Source organism: Pseudoalteromonas sp. 19-MNA-CIBAN-0066 (assembly GCF_040308705.1).
Classification (GTDB): domain Bacteria; phylum Pseudomonadota; class Gammaproteobacteria; order Enterobacterales; family Alteromonadaceae; genus Pseudoalteromonas; species Pseudoalteromonas nigrifaciens.
The window spans coordinates 16,631-36,829 of sequence record NZ_JBEONZ010000027.1 but is presented as its reverse complement, the minus strand read 5'-3'; the positions used below and the strand labels follow the sequence as shown (position 1 = coordinate 36,829).

Annotated in this window: 14 protein-coding genes and 1 pseudogene; 4 read left to right on the top strand and 11 right to left on the bottom strand. The window is 38.8% G+C overall.

The features are described from left to right. The 3 genes from AAEZ18_RS14110 to pyrC form a co-directional block, all read right to left on the bottom strand. Entirely contained in the window at positions 1-771 is a 771-nt protein-coding gene (locus AAEZ18_RS14110) for a DUF3450 domain-containing protein (protein ID WP_058373057.1), read from the bottom strand. Positions 772-2,236: 1,465 nt separating this feature from the next. Beyond that, on the bottom strand, positions 2,237-2,440 hold the full coding sequence (locus AAEZ18_RS14105; protein WP_002961702.1) for a cold-shock protein: 204 nt from the start codon (positions 2,438-2,440) through the stop codon (positions 2,237-2,239). 493 nt (positions 2,441-2,933) lie between these two features. Next, positions 2,934-3,986, bottom strand: coding sequence for a dihydroorotase (gene pyrC, locus AAEZ18_RS14100; RefSeq protein WP_086993324.1), 1,053 nt, complete (start codon positions 3,984-3,986; stop codon positions 2,934-2,936). Positions 3,987-4,192: 206 nt separating this feature from the next. On the opposite strand from pyrC, the gene AAEZ18_RS14095 reads away from it, so the two are divergent. Beyond that, positions 4,193-6,562, top strand: coding sequence for a GGDEF domain-containing protein (locus AAEZ18_RS14095; protein ID WP_089368024.1), 2,370 nt, complete (start codon positions 4,193-4,195; stop codon positions 6,560-6,562). A 124-nt stretch (positions 6,563-6,686) separates the two neighbouring features. On the opposite strand, the gene AAEZ18_RS14090 is transcribed toward AAEZ18_RS14095, so the two are convergent. Next, positions 6,687-6,752: a hypothetical protein gene (locus AAEZ18_RS14090; protein ID WP_231613568.1), complete on the bottom strand. Its 66-nt coding sequence runs from the start codon at positions 6,750-6,752 to the stop codon at positions 6,687-6,689. A 378-nt stretch (positions 6,753-7,130) separates the two neighbouring features. Here AAEZ18_RS14090 and AAEZ18_RS14085 point away from each other — a divergent pair, with 378 nt between their 5' ends. After that, positions 7,131-8,018 carry a LysR family transcriptional regulator gene (locus tag AAEZ18_RS14085; RefSeq protein WP_011327866.1) on the top strand — a complete coding sequence of 296 codons (888 nt, stop codon included), beginning with the start codon at positions 7,131-7,133 and terminating at the stop codon, positions 8,016-8,018. Positions 8,019-8,071: 53 nt separating this feature from the next. Further along, the gene (locus AAEZ18_RS14080; protein ID WP_080516809.1) at positions 8,072-8,836 is read left to right on the top strand and encodes a YdcF family protein; all 765 of its coding nucleotides are present in this window, start codon (positions 8,072-8,074) and stop codon (positions 8,834-8,836) included. A gap of 384 nt (positions 8,837-9,220) precedes the next feature. On the opposite strand, the gene AAEZ18_RS14075 is transcribed toward AAEZ18_RS14080, so the two are convergent. The 4 genes and pseudogenes from AAEZ18_RS14075 to AAEZ18_RS14060 form a co-directional block, all read right to left on the bottom strand. After that, entirely contained in the window at positions 9,221-10,402 is a 1,182-nt protein-coding gene (locus AAEZ18_RS14075) for an MFS transporter (RefSeq protein WP_086993320.1), read from the bottom strand. Between the two features lie 106 nt (positions 10,403-10,508). Further along, positions 10,509-10,912, bottom strand: a pseudogene (locus AAEZ18_RS14070) (VOC family protein). A gap of 107 nt (positions 10,913-11,019) precedes the next feature. Then, the gene (locus AAEZ18_RS14065; RefSeq protein WP_011327860.1) at positions 11,020-11,343 is read right to left on the bottom strand and encodes a YnfA family protein; all 324 of its coding nucleotides are present in this window, start codon (positions 11,341-11,343) and stop codon (positions 11,020-11,022) included. A gap of 309 nt (positions 11,344-11,652) precedes the next feature. Further along, complete coding sequence (locus AAEZ18_RS14060; RefSeq protein ID WP_089368023.1) at positions 11,653-12,405, bottom strand: Nif3-like dinuclear metal center hexameric protein; 753 nt, start codon at positions 12,403-12,405, stop codon at positions 11,653-11,655. Positions 12,406-12,555: 150 nt separating this feature from the next. Between AAEZ18_RS14060 and AAEZ18_RS14055 the strand changes: the two genes are divergently transcribed. Beyond that, positions 12,556-12,897, top strand: coding sequence for a hypothetical protein (locus AAEZ18_RS14055; RefSeq protein WP_011327857.1), 342 nt, complete (start codon positions 12,556-12,558; stop codon positions 12,895-12,897). Positions 12,898-13,024: 127 nt separating this feature from the next. Here the strand turns inward: AAEZ18_RS14055 and AAEZ18_RS14050 are convergent, their stop codons facing one another. The 3 genes from AAEZ18_RS14050 to AAEZ18_RS14040 form a co-directional block, all read right to left on the bottom strand. Further along, positions 13,025-16,207 (bottom strand): amidohydrolase family protein, encoded by a 3,183-nt coding sequence (locus AAEZ18_RS14050; protein WP_086993317.1) that lies wholly within the window; start codon positions 16,205-16,207, stop codon positions 13,025-13,027. Between the two features lie 99 nt (positions 16,208-16,306). Next, the gene (locus AAEZ18_RS14045) at positions 16,307-17,131 is read right to left on the bottom strand and encodes a M90 family metallopeptidase (protein ID WP_011327855.1); all 825 of its coding nucleotides are present in this window, start codon (positions 17,129-17,131) and stop codon (positions 16,307-16,309) included. Positions 17,132-17,189: 58 nt separating this feature from the next. After that, the gene (locus AAEZ18_RS14040; protein ID WP_350595050.1) at positions 17,190-20,078 is read right to left on the bottom strand and encodes a two-component regulator propeller domain-containing protein; all 2,889 of its coding nucleotides are present in this window, start codon (positions 20,076-20,078) and stop codon (positions 17,190-17,192) included. Between the last annotated feature and the right edge of the window lie 121 nt (positions 20,079-20,199).

The window sequence follows — 20,199 nt, the reverse complement described above, 5'->3', positions numbered from 1 at the left end:
TTACTCCGCGCCAAAAATTGGTAGTTTAACAAGTTCTAGTGTCGCTTGCTTACGTGCCATACGGATCACTTCTTTAACAGATTTTAGGTATTCTTCACCTAATTCTTTCCACTGTTTAGTGTTGTTATCCCAAACCCAAGCATGTTTTAAGTCAAAAGACTGCGCAACATAAGTAATACGACCTAAACGACCGATATCAACGTTAATGCTACGGCCATCAACATCAAGCGTACCTTGTGAAGCATTTACAGCTGAGCTGTATGATGTTTCTACTGTGTAAGCTTCAAGTACTTGACGGAATTTCTCAGACGTTGTTACAGAAGAAGAAGACATGATTTCACGTAATCTTTCAACACGACCTAAGCGCGTTTCAAGATTAAATGGAACGTCCGCTTTGATGAATTGCTCAAGCGTATCGATCATGCGATACATCAGAGGCACAACGTTTTGTTTAGTGTTATCAATAGTTGCTATTTGACGGTCAAACGATTCAATAGACGCGTTTTGGTCATCAACCAAACGTGCTACGTGATCGTTGTACACTTTCATAAGTTCAGTCTCATCAACGATGCTACGGTACTCAGCTATTAGCTCTTGAGTTTGACCATATACATTGTCAATTTTAGTTTGAGACTTAACTGCAGCCTTTTGAATTTGCTGACCTGCTTGTTGCACGTCATTCAAAGGATCTGCAATCACATTGCTGCTTGCAAATGCAAATGCGCCAACCAACGCAGTTGCTACAAGACTCTTTCTGATTTTAACAGACATAGTTCCCAACCAATTAAGTAATGTTACTTTTATAATTTAATTATCAACCTACAAGAGGAAGACAACCCTGATATCTTTTAATAGATATCAACCTTTCAATAATGCTAAATGCAGTAAGTCATGTCAACTTGATGTTTAGCATTACCTATAAATAAATATGCATATGAACTAGTTATTTAATATACCAACCCGATAACATTAACATTATTGCAACCACTTTACCGCAAATACTTTCATGAAACCCTTTTGCAATAACAACATTCATAATTAACAACTTAAAAATAAACATTATTATAACATTTCACGTTAACTATTTAGAGACTAAAAAAAAAATATAAATAACCTTCTATTATTTTATCTTTAACAACTTTTGAGCGTTTTATAGACGAAAACTCATTTGTACCATAGATAATCTACAACCCACTTCATAATAACTATTGTGTATTACATTATAAAAAACTAACCATAAAGGTAGAATTCAAACAATAAATATGGCTTATCCATTTTTTAAAATGCAAAAATAATATAAATCATTACCACCCTATTAGCACAATGTTTATTTTTAATGTTTGCTACTAAAGCGGTATCTGCAGGCTTATTTGAGAGTAGTTGATAATTACTACATCCCCTAAGGCAATAATATTAATATGCTTAATTTAAAGGGTTATTTTAATGACGAGCAAGCCTCTTGTTCTTAATCAAGGCTTTATATTTCGTTGTTCTGAATCATTACTTTGCCATCACTTTCACTTAGTACGCTCGTGTGGTGACTAAAAATTACTTTTAACGCAGCTAGTGATGATTTAATTCTATAGCCTGATCATTTTTTATTAATTTAAAGTGATGTGGATTGATTAACACAGCATTAAAGCTAAGGAGTGCTTACCCCTTAAACTATGAGGCTGGTAGTTTAATACCCTGTTGTAGCGCCTTTGTACGCTCGCAGCACTTACATACGCAACTTACATGCGTACACAAGTTACTTTTAATAACTTTGACGACCTTGTATCAGCTTATTAAAACTGCTTTAAATTCAGTGGGAGTAAATAACGAAGGGGGATTTAAATTAACTGCGCACAAACAAAAATTAGTTACTCTTTTTAAGTTACTTTCAACACAGTGAAGAAGCTATTTAATCTTTTTTAATAATATTACCATTAAACTTTATAACCCATGATTTGCTGTGTTTGTGGTTATTTAAACTACAAATAGCAAATACATAAAGAATGATTTTATTTATTGAGTAATGGAATTTTTAAAAATTGTAATTATTAAAATGACGCACAACAACAGAGTGTTTAAGTTGATAAGTGATAATTAAAATATTTAGAGGTTAATATTTGGAGGTTAATATTTAGAGGTAAAAATTTGGATTTTATTTGCGAGAATGTGAATTATTTAAAAAGAAAATTATGGTGAAACAGTAGCCTGTTTCACCACGTTGAACGAAGGTTCACATAATAAATTATGCTGCTTCTACGTTCTCAGCTTCAGGGCCTTTTTGACCTTGCTTGATGCTGAATGTCACTGCTTGACCTTCGCTAAGAGTGCGAAAACCAGAACCAGTGATTGCGCTGAAATGTACAAACACGTCAGGACCATTTTCTTGTTCAATGAAACCAAAGCCTTTAGCTTCGTTGAAAAACTTTACTTTACCAGTAACCGACATACTAAATTTTCCTGTAAGTCAATAATTAAAATTCAGCCATATTATTATGGCAATATCCTCCTTGAATCAATGCTCAAAAATATGGAGGTACAGTACAGGAAGAAGTAATAACCAAACCGGTAACCTTAAACGCAGCACAACATCCGTAAATTCATTAGGCAAAAACTCAAAGCAAGTTAAGATTAGCACATTAAATTTTATTTCGCTCTATTAATTAGAAAATATTTATCAATAATGCGTTGTTTCTGATTTTTTTTCTTAAACGGTTAATTTAAAAGCAAATAAATATAGATTTTACCCTGTAATTGTCACCTTGCTGGCAATACTATTAAACGCTTTAGTATTTTCTATAATCATCTAACAATAAATCTAAAGCGCTTTTCTAAAATTACCAGCTGATTCTACCTAAACTTTAAACTCCGTTTAAAAAATGAAAAAGCCGCTTAGCTAAGCTAAACGGCTTTAAAAATTTTAGGTATTGTGAGCAACCAGGCTACTTAACTTGCCAGTCAATTGTATCCTCTGCCTTTATAGGTACTACTTGTGAGTCGCCAAGCGTATAACTTGCAGGCACTTGCCACGGGCTTCTTTCTAAAGTAATGGTATCTTTATTACGTGCAAGGCCATAAAAGTCTGGTCCAAAAAAGCTTGCAAAGCCTTCCAGTTTGTCTAGTTTACCAGCGCCTTCAAATGCCTCTGCGTATAACTCAATAGCAGCATGTGCGGTATAAGCTCCTGCACAACCACACGCAGCTTCTTTTTTATCTTTATAATGAGGCGCTGAGTCAGTACCTAAAAAGAATTTTTTATTACCACTTACTGCAGCAGCCATTAAAGCATGTTGGTGAATATTACGTTTTAAAATAGGTAAACAGTAATAATGTGGGCGAATGCCCCCTGCCAGCATATGGTTGCGATTGTACAGTAAGTGATGAGCAGTAATTGTTGCTGCAACATTATCCGGCGCATTAGTTACAAACTCTACCGCATCTTTGGTTGTAATATGCTCAAGTACTATTTTTAGCTCAGGAAAGTCAGTTACTACATCACCTAAAATCGTTTCGATAAATATTTTTTCACGGTCAAAAATATCAATAGACGAATCTGTCACCTCACCGTGTATTAAAAGCAGCATGCCTACGTCTTGCATTGCAGCTAAAACAGGGTAAATATTTTTAATTGAGGTAACACCTGAGTCTGAATTTGTTGTTGCACCTGCCGGATATAGTTTTGCTGCAACTATTTTGCCAGTTGCTTTGGCTTTTATTATTTCATCTGGGGTTGTTTTATCTGTAAGGTATAGCACCATTAAAGGCTCAAAATTGCCTTGTGGGCCTGCAGCCATTATACGTTCTCTGTATGCTAATGCCGTATCTGTACAAGTTGCTGGCGGCATTAAATTAGGCATAATAATTGCTCGACCCATATAACGGCTAATATCACGAACCGTGTCTTTTAATTGATCACCATCACGTAAGTGTACATGCCAATCATCTGGCCTGGTAATAGTGAGTGTTGCTGCAGAGTCTGTATTTTTAACGGTCATGAGTTGGTCCCTAAGCTAAATTTATCCGATCATAGGCATAGGACGTTTTCGAGTAAAGATCTTATTATAAATAATCAACCTTTGTAGCGCTGCAATTAAACTTTACAGTTTACATAAAGCAATTGTCATTTTGTTTTGTAGGAAAGTTAATACCATGTTAAATTAGTACCCGTATTTATACTTAACTAAGAACTACATTATTTGCTATGCCTAACAAAGTAGATATCACTACAGCGCTCGAAGTTAAAACCGATCAGCTGAGTATAATTAATCAGTTCTCCTCAAGCTTGCTGCAATTAGATACGCTTGATGAGCTATTTGAATATGTAACTACCCAAGTGATTAATAGGCTTGGCTTTGTTGATTGTGTTATTTATCTTGCTGATACTGCCAATTTAACGCTTATTCAAGCCGCTTCTATGGGCGTTGCCAGTGAGCGCAAAGAATATCAAGCACAGAGAAAAGTGATCCGCTTTGATGAAGGTATCACCGGCTATGTAGCAACCACAGCTAAAGCAATCATGATTGGCGATGTAACCAAAGATAGCCGCTACATTGCTGATGAGCGCCCTGCTCAATCTGAAATATGTGTTCCACTTATATACAAAGATCATGTTTTAGGGGTAATAGATTGTGAGCACCCAATTAAAAATTACTTTACTAACTCGCACCTCGAAATACTCACTACGGTTGCTCACTTATTAAGTGCCAAAATAAACCAAGTTAATACGGTAAACAGCTTACAAACAACGGTTTTACAATTAAATAATGCCCAAAAGTTAGAAAATAGCCTGCTGCAAATTGCAAACTTAACTTATAAAGCTAAAAATTTAGACGTTTTTTTTGAATCGCTGCATTTAATTATTAATAGTTTACTCCCTGCCGATAACTTTTTTATAGCGCTATACGATAAACAAATTGACGTGTTAGATATTGTTTATATTGTTGAAGAAGGCATTAAAACCAACAGCCATCAAAAAATTTCAAAAGAGCAATTAAAAGATACTGCCTCGTATTATTTATTAGTTACGGAGCAATCTTTACTGCTCACTAATAGTGAGTTTTTACACCATGTAGAACAACAGCATTTTAAAATGGTGGGTAGGCGCGCAGAATCTTGGTTAGGTGTCCCATTTAGGGTAAACGATCGCCATAGCGGTGTTATAGTAGTGCAAAGTTACGATAAAGCGCTACATTACAGTCAACACGATAATGCGCTGCTGACCTATGTTAGCCGACAAATAAGTATGGCGATTGATCGCCAATTAGCTCGCCAAGAACTAGAGCACCGCGCCCTGCACGATGACCTCACTGGCCTAGCTAATCGCTCATTACTTATTGAGCGAATTAAGCATGCTATTTTACGCCTTGCAAGAGCAAAAAAAGGCACTAGCCACGCCTTACTCTATTTAGATTTTGATCGTTTTAAAAGTATTAATGATTCACTTGGTCATGAAGTTGGTGATCACTTTTTAATAAAAATATGCCAATTAATTAAAGGCACGGTGCGCAATACCGACACATTTTCACGTTTAGGTGGCGATGAGTTTGCTATTTTTATGGAAAACATCACTCACCGCAATCAGGTAACGGATGCGCTCAAACGCATACAACTTGCCCTTTCAAAGCCAATTAATATTGACGGCCACCTATTACAAGCATCTACAAGTATTGGCGTAGCATTAAGTGATAACGAAAACGACAAAGCCTATATTTTATTGCAACAAGCTGATGCAGCTATGTACGAAGCTAAATCGACAGGACGCGGACAAGTTAAGCTATTTAATAATATTATGCGCAAAAAGCTTAAAACACATGCCGATATTGAAAACGACTTACAACACGGTATAGAGCACAATGAGTTTGAGCTGTATTTTCAGCCTATATTTACCATTGCAACATGTGAAGTAATCGGTTTTGAAGCACTTGTTCGTTGGCATCATCCCAGTAAAGGGTTTGTACCGCCAAATGACTTTATCCCAATTGCTGAAAAAACCGGGCAAATAATTAATTTAGACTTACATTTATTAGATTTAGCCGCACAACAAATTAGCACTTGGCATCAACAAGGACACCGGTTTTTAAAAGTCACCGTTAATGTATCGTCTCGTCACTTTGCCAGTTTAGATTTTGTGGCACAAATTCACGCTATTTATAATAAATATCAGCTCCCACTGGGATCTTTGTGTTTAGAAATTACTGAATCGGGGTTAATCGAAAATTTAGACTTAGCTACGCAAATAATTGAAGGCTTATCGCCATTAAAAGTAAAGCTTTGCCTTGATGACTTTGGTACAGGTTACTCAGCGCTTGGTTACTTACATCAGCTACCTATTCATATTTTAAAAATAGATAAGAGCTTTATTGATCACTTACATGACTCAGCCAACCCACTCGTTGATGCTATTTTGTCGCTAGCAATATCACTTAATCTTGCAGTGGTTGCTGAGGGGATTGAAACTGCTGAGCAACTCGCTATTTTACAAACTACGCAGTGCAATTACGGGCAAGGCTATTTAAAATCAAAACCGGTAACAGCCCAAGAAGCTATTTTACTAATCGGCGCCCCACTATAATAAAAAAGCCAGCTAATTATTGCTGGCTTATTTTTACGATTATTTTTATATAAGTAATATACGTAAGCTACATTTTTAAGGTGTAGATCTAACCTTTAGCTCTTCACGCAGCTCTTTGGTTGTTTTAACCATGTTGGTAAGTGCTTGTCCCATGATCTGGTTTTAAACCACAATCTGGATTTATCCACAAACGCGCAACCGGTGCTTTAGCTGCTTTGTGAATAATTGCTTTTTATCCATGCAATACTGGGCATCTTAGCTGTATTAATATCCTAATACACTTGGTCAGTGTCATTCGGGTAATCAACATTTCAAACCTTTGTAATAAATCCATGCTCGCCCACAATATTTTTAGTAATCACACCAAAACCCAACATGAGCTAAACTCATGCAAAACCCATCAAATCTATTTTAAAATGACTTTCATGATTAAAAAACTTAATGTTAAGCATAGAGGTTACTAATAAAACACAATTAACAGCCTTCTAGACGTTGAAACGTTTTTTGTAAAAGCGTAATATGTGCTTACTCTGAGTTAAACTCACCTTTTTCATGAGAATTTTTAAAGATGATTGGTCTTAAACACTTAAAAACCATTGCTACCTTAAAAGAAACGGGATCTTTGGTTAATACCGCACGTGAGTTATTTTTAACGCAATCGGCTTTATCACATCAAATCAAAGATTTAGAGAACAAATTAGACTGCCAATTGTTCGAGAGAAAAACCCAACCAGTACGATTTACCCCCCAAGGTATGCTATTACTTGAATTAGCCCACGAAATATTACCAAAAGTAGAAGCAACCAAGTGCCGCTTAAAAGAAAGTTTAAACCAGCCTATTTCACAAATGCGCTTAAGTGTTGAGTGCCATGCGTGCTTTCATTGGTTATTGCCAACAATTAAAGAATTTAATAACTTTTGGCCCGATATAAAAATTGATTACGAACGCGGTTTTAGCTACGACGCCATCCCTGATTTATTAAGTGATGAACTTGACCTAGTGCTCACCTCAGATATACGCGAACCCGACCAGCTAGAATACGCCCATTTATTCGACTTTAAATTAAAGCTCATTGTTGCCCCCGACCATGATCTTGCTAAAAAAGCCTATGTAACTGCGCTTGATTTAAAAAACGAAACTATTATTTCCTACCCTATTCCGCGCGAACGCCAAGATATTTTTAAACACTTTATTCAAAATGCCCGTTTTGATGGCACACTTAAAACAGTTGACCAGGGATTACTTATTTTTCAACTCGTTAGTGCGGGCATGGGCGTGGCTGCATTACCCGACTGGCTGGTTACACCTTACGAAAGCCAAGGATTAATTAAGTCAATTCCGCTAGGAGCATTAGGCTTAACTCGCCCTATGTATTTAGCGATGAAAAAAGAAATGAAAGACAACCCTGTTTATCGTCACTTTTTAAATACCTGTAAGTTAAATAACGGTCGATAAACATCTTACACATGAGTAATATAAAGCTAACTTAGCTTTTTATATTACTCATTATGTTTGCCATTAAAAAATTATTGGGTGGTTTATTAATGCCACTGCCTTTATTGGGTCTATTTGCCCTTATTATGCTACTTTTGGCATTTAGAGGTAAAAGATCTGCTTTATTTTTATCTTTTATAAGCTTAGCGGCGCTGCTTTTAGTCAGCACACCGCTGGTTGCTAACCTAATTATAAAAAATAACGAGTCACCCGCACTGGCATTTAATTCATTAAAACAGCCAAAAATTGACAAAATAGTCGTACTCGGTTGCGACATTAACCCCAACACGGCTTTAAGTGCTAATAACCAACTTGGCAACTGCGCACTTACTCGTTTAGTCGAAGGCATAAAGCTAGCCAAACTCTACCCAAATGCACAACTTATTGTATCGGGCGGCGGATACCAAAAAGTCACTAATAGTAGCTTAATGTATAACACAGCAATAAATTTAGGCATTAATAAAAATCGCTTAGTGCAAAATCCAGCGGCTATGGATACCCCAGCCGAAGCAAGATTATTAGCCCCCACATTAGTTGACTACAAAGTGGCATTGGTTACTTCAGTTTTACATATGCCGCGCGCAAAAGATTTATTTAACGCCCAAGGTGTTGAGGTAATAACAGCGGCAACTGATTATCATAACTTTGCTGTATTACCTTGGCACAAACAACTCGTACCAAATGCCCAAGCTTTGCATGTAGTAACACAATACAGCCATGAGGTAGTGGGTAAAGCGTGGATCAGCATGCGCCGTTGGATAGACCCAGAAGCACTTTAACGTAAGTTCAACACAGTAAATTACAAATAGTGTATTAAACCGGATTACTTAAATAGGTGTCCGGTTTTGTTAATTTATAACACTTTTGCCAATGCGCCACATAACATCCCACAAAGTTACACGTGTTAGTGCACTTACCAAAGACAGCTTTGATTACTTTGTTAAGCAACAAGCAGTGACTTTCCATCGCGCTTAGAGTCAAATTCCAAATGCTAAAGCAGATACATAGGGAGCTCACTTTAGGCCATTTTGCTGCATGAACAAGCTATAACTATAACCATCATCATCCGGCACTAGAGGGAGTAATATTAGTTACACTACCTTTCAATTGGCCACTTCACTTTAACTGTATAGATTTTATTTTCTTAGTATCAATAAGTTTTTCTAAAACACTTTACTTAAAGTTTTTTTCGCAAAAAATGAGATAATAATACCCGGAATAGATAAAGCAACGGCAAAGTACACCAAGCTCATAGGTGAATAAATCCCCAGCAGCAGCCCAGCAACAGAAGATGCGATCATAACGGATAAATTAAATACCGAGGACTGAACTGAAGTAGCAACATCTTTAGCATTTTTTACCTGCCTGCTAACGGCGGCCTGCATTAAAGTGACTAAGGGACCAAATGAAAGACCCCAGATAAAAAAAGCAAAATGCCCTACACCTTTTACTTTGCCAAACATTAGTAATGTGAGCATAGAAACAATAAGTAATGCAAACATGGTTATTGTTAATAGCCGCAGGTATTTATCGATAAGTTTTATAGCTAAAAAAACAGAAATCATCGAACCTATACCAAAAAACAATAAAGCACTTTCAATCCCACCAGCTAAACCAATTTCCTCAACCAGGCTTGTAATGTAAACATAGGCACCATAATGTGCGGTTACACCAAGCAAGGTAAGCACAAGAATAACTAGTACAGCTGGATTTGTTAATACCGCAAAAGGTGAGGAGCTTTTGCTCAGCTTTTCACCGGGCGTAGAAGGCAAAGCAAAAAAGCTAATAACTGCAATAGCAATAATAACCAGCCCAAAGCCAATAAACTCACTTCGCCAGCCATATTCATTGCCAATAGTGGTCATTATGGGCATACCAAGACTAATTCCGAGCGTGGTGCCTGCCATAATAACCGCAATAGACTTGCCATGATGTTCCTCATCTACCAGTCGCATACCGTAAGCTGCAATCATTGGCCACATCACACCTGCACAAATGCCTCCGATAATTCTAAGAAAAATAATAACGTTATAATTATCAATCAGCCCAACCACAATGTTTGAAACGGCAAAGCCACTCAACAAAATCAGCAGTAAGTGCTTGCGATTAAATTGCATCGTCATTGAAATGAGCGGAATTGCAAATATCGCTGAAGCAATGGCGTAGTAGCCCACCAAATTACCTGTTTGCATCTCACTAATATTGAGATCGGCCATCATTAAAGGCATAACACCTGAGGGCATCAGCTCCGATAATATCCCTACAAAGGTCACTGACGACATCAAGATCATAATCAGCCATGGGAATAAGCTAGCGGTTTTTTGAGAAATATTTTCAGTGCTCATAATTTTTATCGGTTCTTAATTTTTTAAATTTATTGGCTTAGATGCTGCCAGATTAAGTATATGGTGAAAACAGCTGTTGTTCCTATAGTCTATTGTTAAGTGCATACTATTTGGTTGTGCTGTTGAGTTGCAGTAAATCCCATTTATTACTATATAGGTCTTGAAAAAACACTACTGCGCCATACTCTTCAACTCATGGCTCTTCATTAAATACAACATCATTTGCTTTCATTAGCTCATAGTCTCGCCAGAAATCGTTGGTCTGTAAAAATAAGAAAACACGTCCACCGGTTTGGTTACCAACAGCTTGTGTCTGCTCGTTTGTGCTCCTAGTAAATTCGTACCATTAGAATAGGGAAGATAAACCTAAACTCAGCGCTTCCCGCCACCTAAATCAGTATCTTCGAGGAGTGTAAATTGAAGTTTTTTAGTATACAACGCGATAGCACCATCGTAGCTTTTAACGATTAGAGCTACATTTTTAATGTGCGGTTGAACTGATTTAGACATGGTAATTTCCGGATATGTGCAGCTTTACTAACTACGCTGCAATTACAAACCTTAAAATAGGTGTTTTTTATTTTCCGTGATGGAAACTACCACCTCTGATACTATTGTTATACGCTACGTGGAGCAAACATTATTATAGCCATACCTACAAGTGCTACACCAGACCCCACAAGATCCCATGTAGTTGGACGAATACCATCAACAGCCCACAACCACAAAATAGCCATGAAAATATACACGCCACCATAAGCAGCATAAACCCTACCTGCAGCGGCTGGATGCAACGACAATAACCAAGCAAATATAGCCAAGCTTAGGGCTGCAGGAACCAGTAACCAAACCGATTTCCCCTCACGCAACCAAAGGTATGGTAAATAACAGCCAATAATTTCTGCCAAAGCCGTAATTAAAAAAAGACCAAATATTTTCATTTCGCTCAAAAGTGACTCCTCTCATTACTTATATTCGAGGCTCTAAAGTTTCTAGTTATAGAAAAACGGCTTCAAGCATTCCTCAAAAACGCGATCACGACTTAAATCTAAAGCAGCTCATAAATATAAAATAGCCGCATAGGTTAGTAGCTTAAGATTTATAGCTTAAGCTTTACCTGTCACTTTGTATTTAGTAAAAACCACCCAGCCGCAACCTTCACTAACACATGTATTAATATGGTTTTTTGTATTGTTTACCAAAGCCATGAGAGCTAATGATGATTTTATATTTATTGCATTTTTAACTATTTATACTGGGTTATCTATGTCAATAAATGTGACGTCAAAACCATGCTCTTGAGCGAGTAGCTCACCTAATGCTTTAATGCCGTAGCGCTCTGTGGCGTGGTGCCCTGCGGCAAAAAAATCAATATTTTGCTCGCGCGAGCTATGAATAGTTTGCTCCGAGGCTTCGCCAGTTAAGTAGGCGTCAAGGCCTTGCTCTGCAGCTAGGTCAATGTAACCTTGCCCGCCACCGGTGCATAACCCAATTGTCTCTATTTTATCGGTTCGTACTAAACTGCTCAGTGGTGTTCTGTTTAACACTTGAGCTATTTTATTGGCAAACTCTTCACCCGTTAACGGTGTTTTTAAACGCCCTTTCATTGCTACGCTGTTTGCAACAGGCTCTAAACCCGCTTCAATTTCAATATCTAGCAACAGTGCTAATTGTGCGTTATTACCAAGTACCGGATGTATATCGAGCGGTAAATGATAAGCAAATAAGTTAATGTCATTTGCTAATAACGCACCAATGCGGCGTTTTTTCATACCTGTAATTGGTTGCGATTCGCCTTTCCAAAAATAACCATGGTGCACTAATATTGCATCAGCATTTTTTTCTATTGCAGCATCAATCAGTGCTTGGCTTGCAGTAACACCAGTAATTATGGTTTTAATTTCATTTTTGCCTTCAATTTGTAGGCCATTTGGGCAAAAATCATTAATTGTGTGGGGTTTTAAAATGTCATTTAACAGCTGGTTAAATTCTCGACGTTGCATACAAGCTACCTTACTTAACACTGAATTTTGTGCAAATTTTGGCTGTTTATGAGCTAAAATGGAAGGAAAATCGCAAAAAATTGAAAAACACTTTTAAAATAGGTATAAATAGGACTTCTTTATCTGTGTTAACAACGTATAGGGTCTCTAATGAGCAAACTAGACAAAACAGCAGTGTTATCTGCCTTTGAATCAGCGTATGAAGCTGCCAACGGTAAAAAACCTGAAATCACTACAAAACCAGGCTGGTACAGCATCGATGGCGGCAAAAATTTACGCCTAGCTGATGTAGCAGAGTTAACTAAAAAGTTAACTTCTGGCAAAACTGCTAAAACGAAAAAAACTAAAGTGGCTGCGCCTGCTAAAGCACAGAAAAAAGCACCATTTACTGTTGTTACCGAAAATGAAGACGGTTATACAGCTGAAGAGTTTTGGATTGTAGAATTAGCGCGTAAAGAGCACGATTGCCGTTTACCGCGCGGTGTTGTTTAACATCCTAATGTGATTTTAAAATAAACCGCGTTAAGCGGTTTTTTTATGCCTAATAAAAGCGGCTAACTTAACACTAAGTTAGCCGCTTTTAAATGCGTTAACGTTATTTAAACTCTAACTTTAAATGTTATTTGTTGTTTTCAAAATAAAGTGGTTTACGCTGTTTTTTACCCACCTCAACCATAGTTGCGGCATTAAATAAGCGGCCGTTGATCATGGTGTAGTCAATTTTGTCTGAGTCGCGGATATTACTTAGCGGATCGCCATCAATTACCATTAAATCAGCAAGTTTACCTACTTCTAGCGATCCGACGTTTTTATCTAGCCCTAAGTACTTAGCTGGATCGAGTGTAGAGGCTCTAATTGCTTCAAGTGGGGTCATGCCACCTTGGGCAAACATCCACATTTCCCAATGCGCACCTAAACCTTCACGTTGGCCATGCGCTCCTAAGTTAACTAGTACACCTAGGTCTTGCAGCTCAGCAGCTACGCGGGCATTGTTAAAATGGTTATAGTGATGCTCGGGTGCTTTAACGCGGCGCATTGAGCGCGGTAATAATTGGTTTTTAGGCACAAATTTACTTAACCGTGGGTGATTCCACACATCCGTTTTATCGTACCAGTAATTTTCGCCCCAAATACCGCCATAGGCTACAACAAGCGTTGGTGTATAACCTACATCACTTTGTGACCACAGCTGTTTTATATCGTCGTAAATATGCTCTACCGGAATTGAATGCTCAATGCCTGTATGCCCATCTACTATCATACTTAGGTTATGTTGTAGTAATGAGCCACCTTCGGGTACTACCATCATTTGCAGTTCACGCCCCGCTTCTATTACTTGCTGGCGTTGCTCGCGACGTGGTTGGTTGTACGATTTAACACTAAACGCGCCAACCTTTTTTAAACGCTCTAAATGAAATTTAGCATCATCTAACGAGTCAATATGCGAGGTATACCCTGGCATATTGGCGCCATACAAAATAGTACCGGTAGAGAATATACGTGGGCCAACTATCATGCCTGCTTTTTGCATTTCACTGGCGGTGAATATTTCAGAGGTGTCGTTTGATGGGTCGTGAATTGTAGTTACACCTAATGCAAGCCCTGCAAAGTTTTTCCAGTTTTGTTGTGGAATAATTTCATCACTTGCTTGCGAGCCATGTGCGTGGGCGTCGACTATCCCTGGCATAATCGTTTTGCCCGTTACATCAACTACTTTAGCACCTTTGGGAATGCTTACTTCAGCGGCTGTACCAATGGCTTTTATATGCTTACCATCGGTGATAATCACACCATTTTCAATAACTTTTTCGCCATCCATAGTAATAATTTTAGCGCCCGTTAGAGCTATCATGCCCTTTGGCTCAGCCATTTTTTTACTAAAACTAATGTTATCGCCACTTTTTACTTTAAAGTCTTTATCGTCAGCTTTATTAATAGCAAACATACCCTCAAGGCTGGCATGATAAAGCTCAGGACCTAAAGTCCAATACAGTTTATTGCTATTAGCGCTCCAGCTAATATTTTCTCCCGCACGAACAGATAACTGCTCAATAGGAAATTGGTTGTCTGTAGGGCTAATATTAAGCGTTTTACCGCTTTCTACAAACGGTGTTACAAATACTTTAAAGCGCTCAGCAAACGCAAGATATTGGCCATCTGGCGATACTCTAAATTCGGTGGCATGCTCAGATTCGTAAAGCTTACGCACTTTTTTAGTATCAAGCTCTACTACACTCAGCGTTGGTTTTGGCCACGGGCTCATGATGTACACTCGATCGTTAGCTGCGCCAAACTGTGGCTGATAGCCATTTTTTGAAATTAACTCACTTTTGCCGCCTTTAGTGCTTACGCTGTAAACTCCTGGGTTTAGTGACCACTTAGGGTTTAAAATACTGCCACCGGTGGCTTTGCGATAAACCACTGTTTTACCATCTGGGCTAAAGGTAGGCTCAACGTACTTACCCGGTTGCTCAGTTATGGTGTCACCACGGCCACTGCTCGCAGAAACCACACGTACTTGACCTTGCTCGTTATCGTCCCACGTGGTGTACACTATTTTTTTGCCATCGCGCGAGTACTGCGCAAATAACTCGTAATGATCGGTTTGTTTGGTTAAACGCTTAATTTTACCTGATTCTAAATCACGTTTATAAATGTGTCCTAACGCTTCAAAAATAGCCGTTTCACCATCGGGGCTAATTTGTACGTTACGCAGCATTTTTACATCAAACTCATCAGTATCGAGGTTTTGAGTAAAACGCACTGCTTTTTGAATTTTTTTAGTGGTTTGTACTTTAAAAGCAATGGTTTCTACCGATTTATCGCTAACATCGAGTTTATGTATTGTGCCACCAGCCCAAAATACCAGTTGTTGATTATCTGGCGTCCAAGCAATCGTGGGGTAAACACCATGAATAGCCCAAGTTTCTTGCATATCACGCTCTAACTTATCGTACAGTTTAGTGTGCTCACCGCTAGTTAAGTCGTATAAATACAGGCTAGTTTGAAAGTCGTCACGCTTTATATAAGCAAGCTTTTTACCATCGGGTGAGGGGGTTGGTCTAATCGCGCCCCCCATACCACTAATCACCGTTTCAATTTCGCCGGTTTCACGGTCGTAACGTTTTATTTTATAAATTCCCGCCACAGAGTCTTTTGAATAATGAAAGGTTTTACCTGGTGTTGCATCATGCGAAAAGTACACATAACGACCATCGGGCGAAAACATCGGCTCACCCAAATCTTTTTGATCGTCAGCTCGCTTGGTAAGCTGTACTCCTTTACCACCCGCTTTATGATAAAGCCATACTTCGCCTGCCCCTAATGAGCGACTTGCGGTAAAGTGTTTACGGGCAACTAGGTAGTCGCCATCAGGACTCCATGCAGGGCTGTTTAATAAGCGAAAGGTTTCGTCGGTTACTGCACTTTGGTTTTCGCCGTTTAAATCCATAATCCAAATATTATCGCCGCCACCTTGATCTGAGGTAAAAGCAATGTGTTTACCATTTGGGCTAAAGCGCGGTTGCATTTGCCATGCAATATCTGAGGTAAGTTGTGTGGCATTGCCGCCACTTATTGGCATAGTATAAATATCGCCAAGTAAATCAAACACCAGTGTTTTACCATCAGGGCTAATATCTAGGTTCATCCATGTGCCTTGATCAACACTAATGGTGGCATCTACAAATTGCCCTTTAGGTGAATCTACTTGCCATTTTGGCTCATCGTCTTGTTGGGCTTGTGCGTTGCCTAGTGCCAATGACACAGATAAAGCTAGCACCGTTTGCAGCATTTTTTTCATGCAATTCTCACTTATTATTGTTGCTCTATGTAACTCTCTTACATGATTGCAACAAAAACGCCGACAAGTTGCCAGCGTTATAAGATGAAATGCCGTAAATTAATGCCAGACTATAGGGTCAAATTGATAATAGTCCACCAGCAAGCGATAAATTTCAGGGTCATATCGGCGCAGTTCTGCCGGCTTCTCTAAAAAGGTTTCGGTGATCACCGCAAAAAACTCAGCCTCATTAGTCGCGCCATAACTATGAATAACATGCTCCATACTATAAGCAACATGACTTTTTAACTGGTTAAAGGCACGACTAAATACACGCCCCCATTCTTTATACTCGGCTGCTGTTTTAAGTAACGGCGTACCGGTTGTTTTGCCGGTTTCTTGATCTAGCTGATGCGCAAATTCATGAAACACTAAATTATGGCCATCACTGGGTAATCTATTTCCCTCAAGAACGTCGTGCCAACTGAGTACTAATGTACCACCTGGCCACGACTCACCTAGCCTAATTGCATTATGATAGCTAACTAAGCCAGCGCTATCACGCGTTAACTGCGGCGCATAATAAGCACTTGGATATAGGAGTATTTCTTTTACATTTTTGTAAAGTGGCCAAGGTTTATTGAGCACAAGCAAGCAGGCATCGGCTGCTACAATTAGCTTCATTGCACCTGTTAGTTTTAAGCCATCGCACCCTACAAAGCGTTTTTCACTTAAAAACCACATAATATGACGCTCTAACTTTGCTCTATCAGCATCGGTCATTTTTTTATAAATAGGCATACAACGCAGTAAAATATCTTTTTGCTGCGAATTAAGCTCAAGAGTTTTATATTTACGTTGCCATAATCTATTTTGAATAGCTGGCCAACGCCAAAAAATAACCACAAAAATAATTAAGATAACAATTAACAATCCATTTATCATGCTGATGCCTTCGCTCAATGTATACTCTCTATATGTGTGCGACTGAGGCACTTTTCAATTACATGATTTCGGTGCGATTACGGCCACCGTTTTTGGCTTTGTATAATGCCTGATCGGCTCCTGATAAAAGTCGGTCGTAATCGTCTATATTATTAGAATCAGAAACACCAAAACTCGCGGTTACTTGATGCAGCCCAGCAGCAATTACTGAAAAATCGTTATTTGCAATTTCTTCCCGTAATAGTTCACACATGAGTTTTGCTTCTGCTGCAGTTTTGTTAGGAAACACTAAGGTAAATTCCTCCCCGCCCCAGCGAGCTACTTGCTGCTCACCTTCGCAATGCGATTTGAGTATTTTGGCTATTTCACAAATAACTTTATCGCCAACAATATGTGACCAGCCATCGTTCACCCGCTTAAAGTGATCTATATCCATGATAGCAATAGCTAATATTTTATTTTGCTGCTTATAAGTGGCAAAATTTGCTGCTAACCAACTATCGAAAGCGCGCCGGTTTGGCATATCAGTAAGTTGGTCGTGAGTGGCTTGATAAGCAAAGGCGTTTGCCTGTTCTTGAAGGTCCTGTGTTTGCTTTTCTACTCGTTTAGTTAGCTCTGCCTCTACTTTTTTATAATGATATAAGCGGTACTTATAAATAGCATATATAGTGACTAAAAAAGTAAAAAACAGCATTAATTTAAAGCTCAACTTTTGCCAGTAATGTGCTTGAATTACAAAGCGAATTTCTTGCTCATTTTGCTGCCATTGTGTATTTGGATAACCGGCGCGCACCTTAAACGTATACTTACCTGCAGATAAGTTGGTGTATTCTGCACCTGTCATGTGCTGGCGGTTTACCCACTCTTTATTAAAACCTTCTAACTGTGTTTGAAAACTTAAACGCTGCGGCATAATAAAACTCAAACCCGCATACTGAAAAGATAATCTTGAAACATTAGGCGGCAATAATACTGTTTCACCATCTAATGGGAGCGCTGTTGCTCTGCCGTTAACGCTAAAGCTCTCAATCATAGTAGGCAAATCTACTTTGCTTGATGCTTGCAATAACTCAGGTTTTAGCGCGCTTACTCCTTTTGCAGTAGCAAACCAAATGGTGCCATCTTTATGCACTGTTGCTGATGGGGTCGAGCCGCCATTAACTTGTGCACTGAGCATGCCATCGCCCTCGTCATAAAGTTGAAATACGAGTGGAATATTTATATTTTTTTGTTTTTCATCAAGAACATGATTAACGTGCTGGCGATCAACCTGAATAACCCCGCGGTTACTCGATAACCAAAATGAATCTTTATGAGCCACAATTTGAAATAACTTATCGACTGGCAGCCCTTGCTCCCGCCCTAAAATAGCCATTTTGCCTGCACTGTGCTCATAGCGCATTAATCCACGATCTGTCGTCATCCATGTGTAGTCGTCATCAAAATAAAAACCAAATCCATACTCGGCAGCAAATTGCGCTGGAAAGCTTATAGCACTAAATTGCTCAGTTAGTATATTAAACACCACAACCCCATTGCCGGTGCCAATCCAAACATTGCCTTTGTTATCTTCACTGAGTGCTAAAATAAAACCGCTAGGCAGCTCTTTTTCATTGGTAAATTGCACTAATGAGCCATCTTTTTCAACTCGCGTTAACCCCATAGCAGAGCCGATCCATAATCGCTGTTTGGAATCGAGTAATAGCCCTCTTACTTCGTTACTCCCAAGGCCATTACTACGATTTAAATAAGGCGTTATTTTATTATTACTGACCTTTAATACACCCGATGTATAAGTGCCTATCCATACATCGCCATCCTCGCCCTCCAGTAAACTCAATACCGAATAGGGAGAACCTTCTTTAGCACCTTCTATTTGAGTTACATTATTATTTTTAATTTTGTTAAGGCCGGCACTACTCCCTACCCATAAGCTACCATCGGAGTGCGATAATACCGTTCGCACGTAATCCCCAGCTAAACCCCGCTTAGTAGTCCAGGCGGTAAATGGCGCCTCCCTTAATCTAAACAGCCCGGCATTAGTGCCCACCCAAATACTGTTTTCTCTATCTTGTAATAAAGACAATATTCTATTAGCAGGGAGTCCGCCTTTCGCATCTAATTGCTCAAGCCCAGCCACACTGAGTCGAAAAATACCTTTATTAATAGTGCCAAACCATAAATCACCGTGGTTATCTTCTAATAAACTAGAAATAGACTCGACACTGAGCTGTGGATGGATGGCAGTAAATACTGCGTCTTTGAGAATATAAGCGCCGCGCTCACTGCCAATAATTAATTTCCCTTGGCGAGTAAGTAGTAGAGTATAAACTGCTGCATTGGGTAGCCCATCATCGGCTGTTATTAAGCTTGCTTGCTGATCAACAATTTTATATAAACCATCGCTAGTAGCAGCCCAAATAACGCCATTGGCATCCTCAAGCACACGATAGGCGCTAACATTATGAACAATGGCCTGATCGTGTTTACTATTAGCCCCGCGGTAAAATACGCCATCGTTTTCTAATGCCAGCCAAAACCCGTCATCGTTACTTTTAATTATGTGATTAACCATAGCTGAGGCACTCGGCTGAGTATTCCACTGTCTATATTGATATAAGCTGATACCACCTCTTGAACCGGCTATTAATAAGCCGCCGTCATCGGTAGGAGTAAGTGCACGAAGCCCTGAGTCGGGAAGATTATTTATTTCAGCGCGAGTAAATAGTTTAAATTCTTGGCCATTAAAGCGCGCTAAACCCTCCCATGTTGCTATCCATAAATAACCGTCTTGAGTTTGCGCTAAGCTATTAATACTATTGTGAGGCAGGCCTGAGCGGGTATTCCATGTTTCAAAAAAATAATCACTTAAAGGTAAACGAGTTTGTGACTGCACCTGACACGTGAACATGACGAAAAATACACATAAAATCCCTAAATGCTTCATCACTGCGACCTTTATAATTATTATTGATTAATTAGTATTACCCACTAAATTTAACGCAATCCTAAGTGATTAAAAACCAACCAAAACCAGCTAAACTAAGAAAATACTACCACAGCCTGCA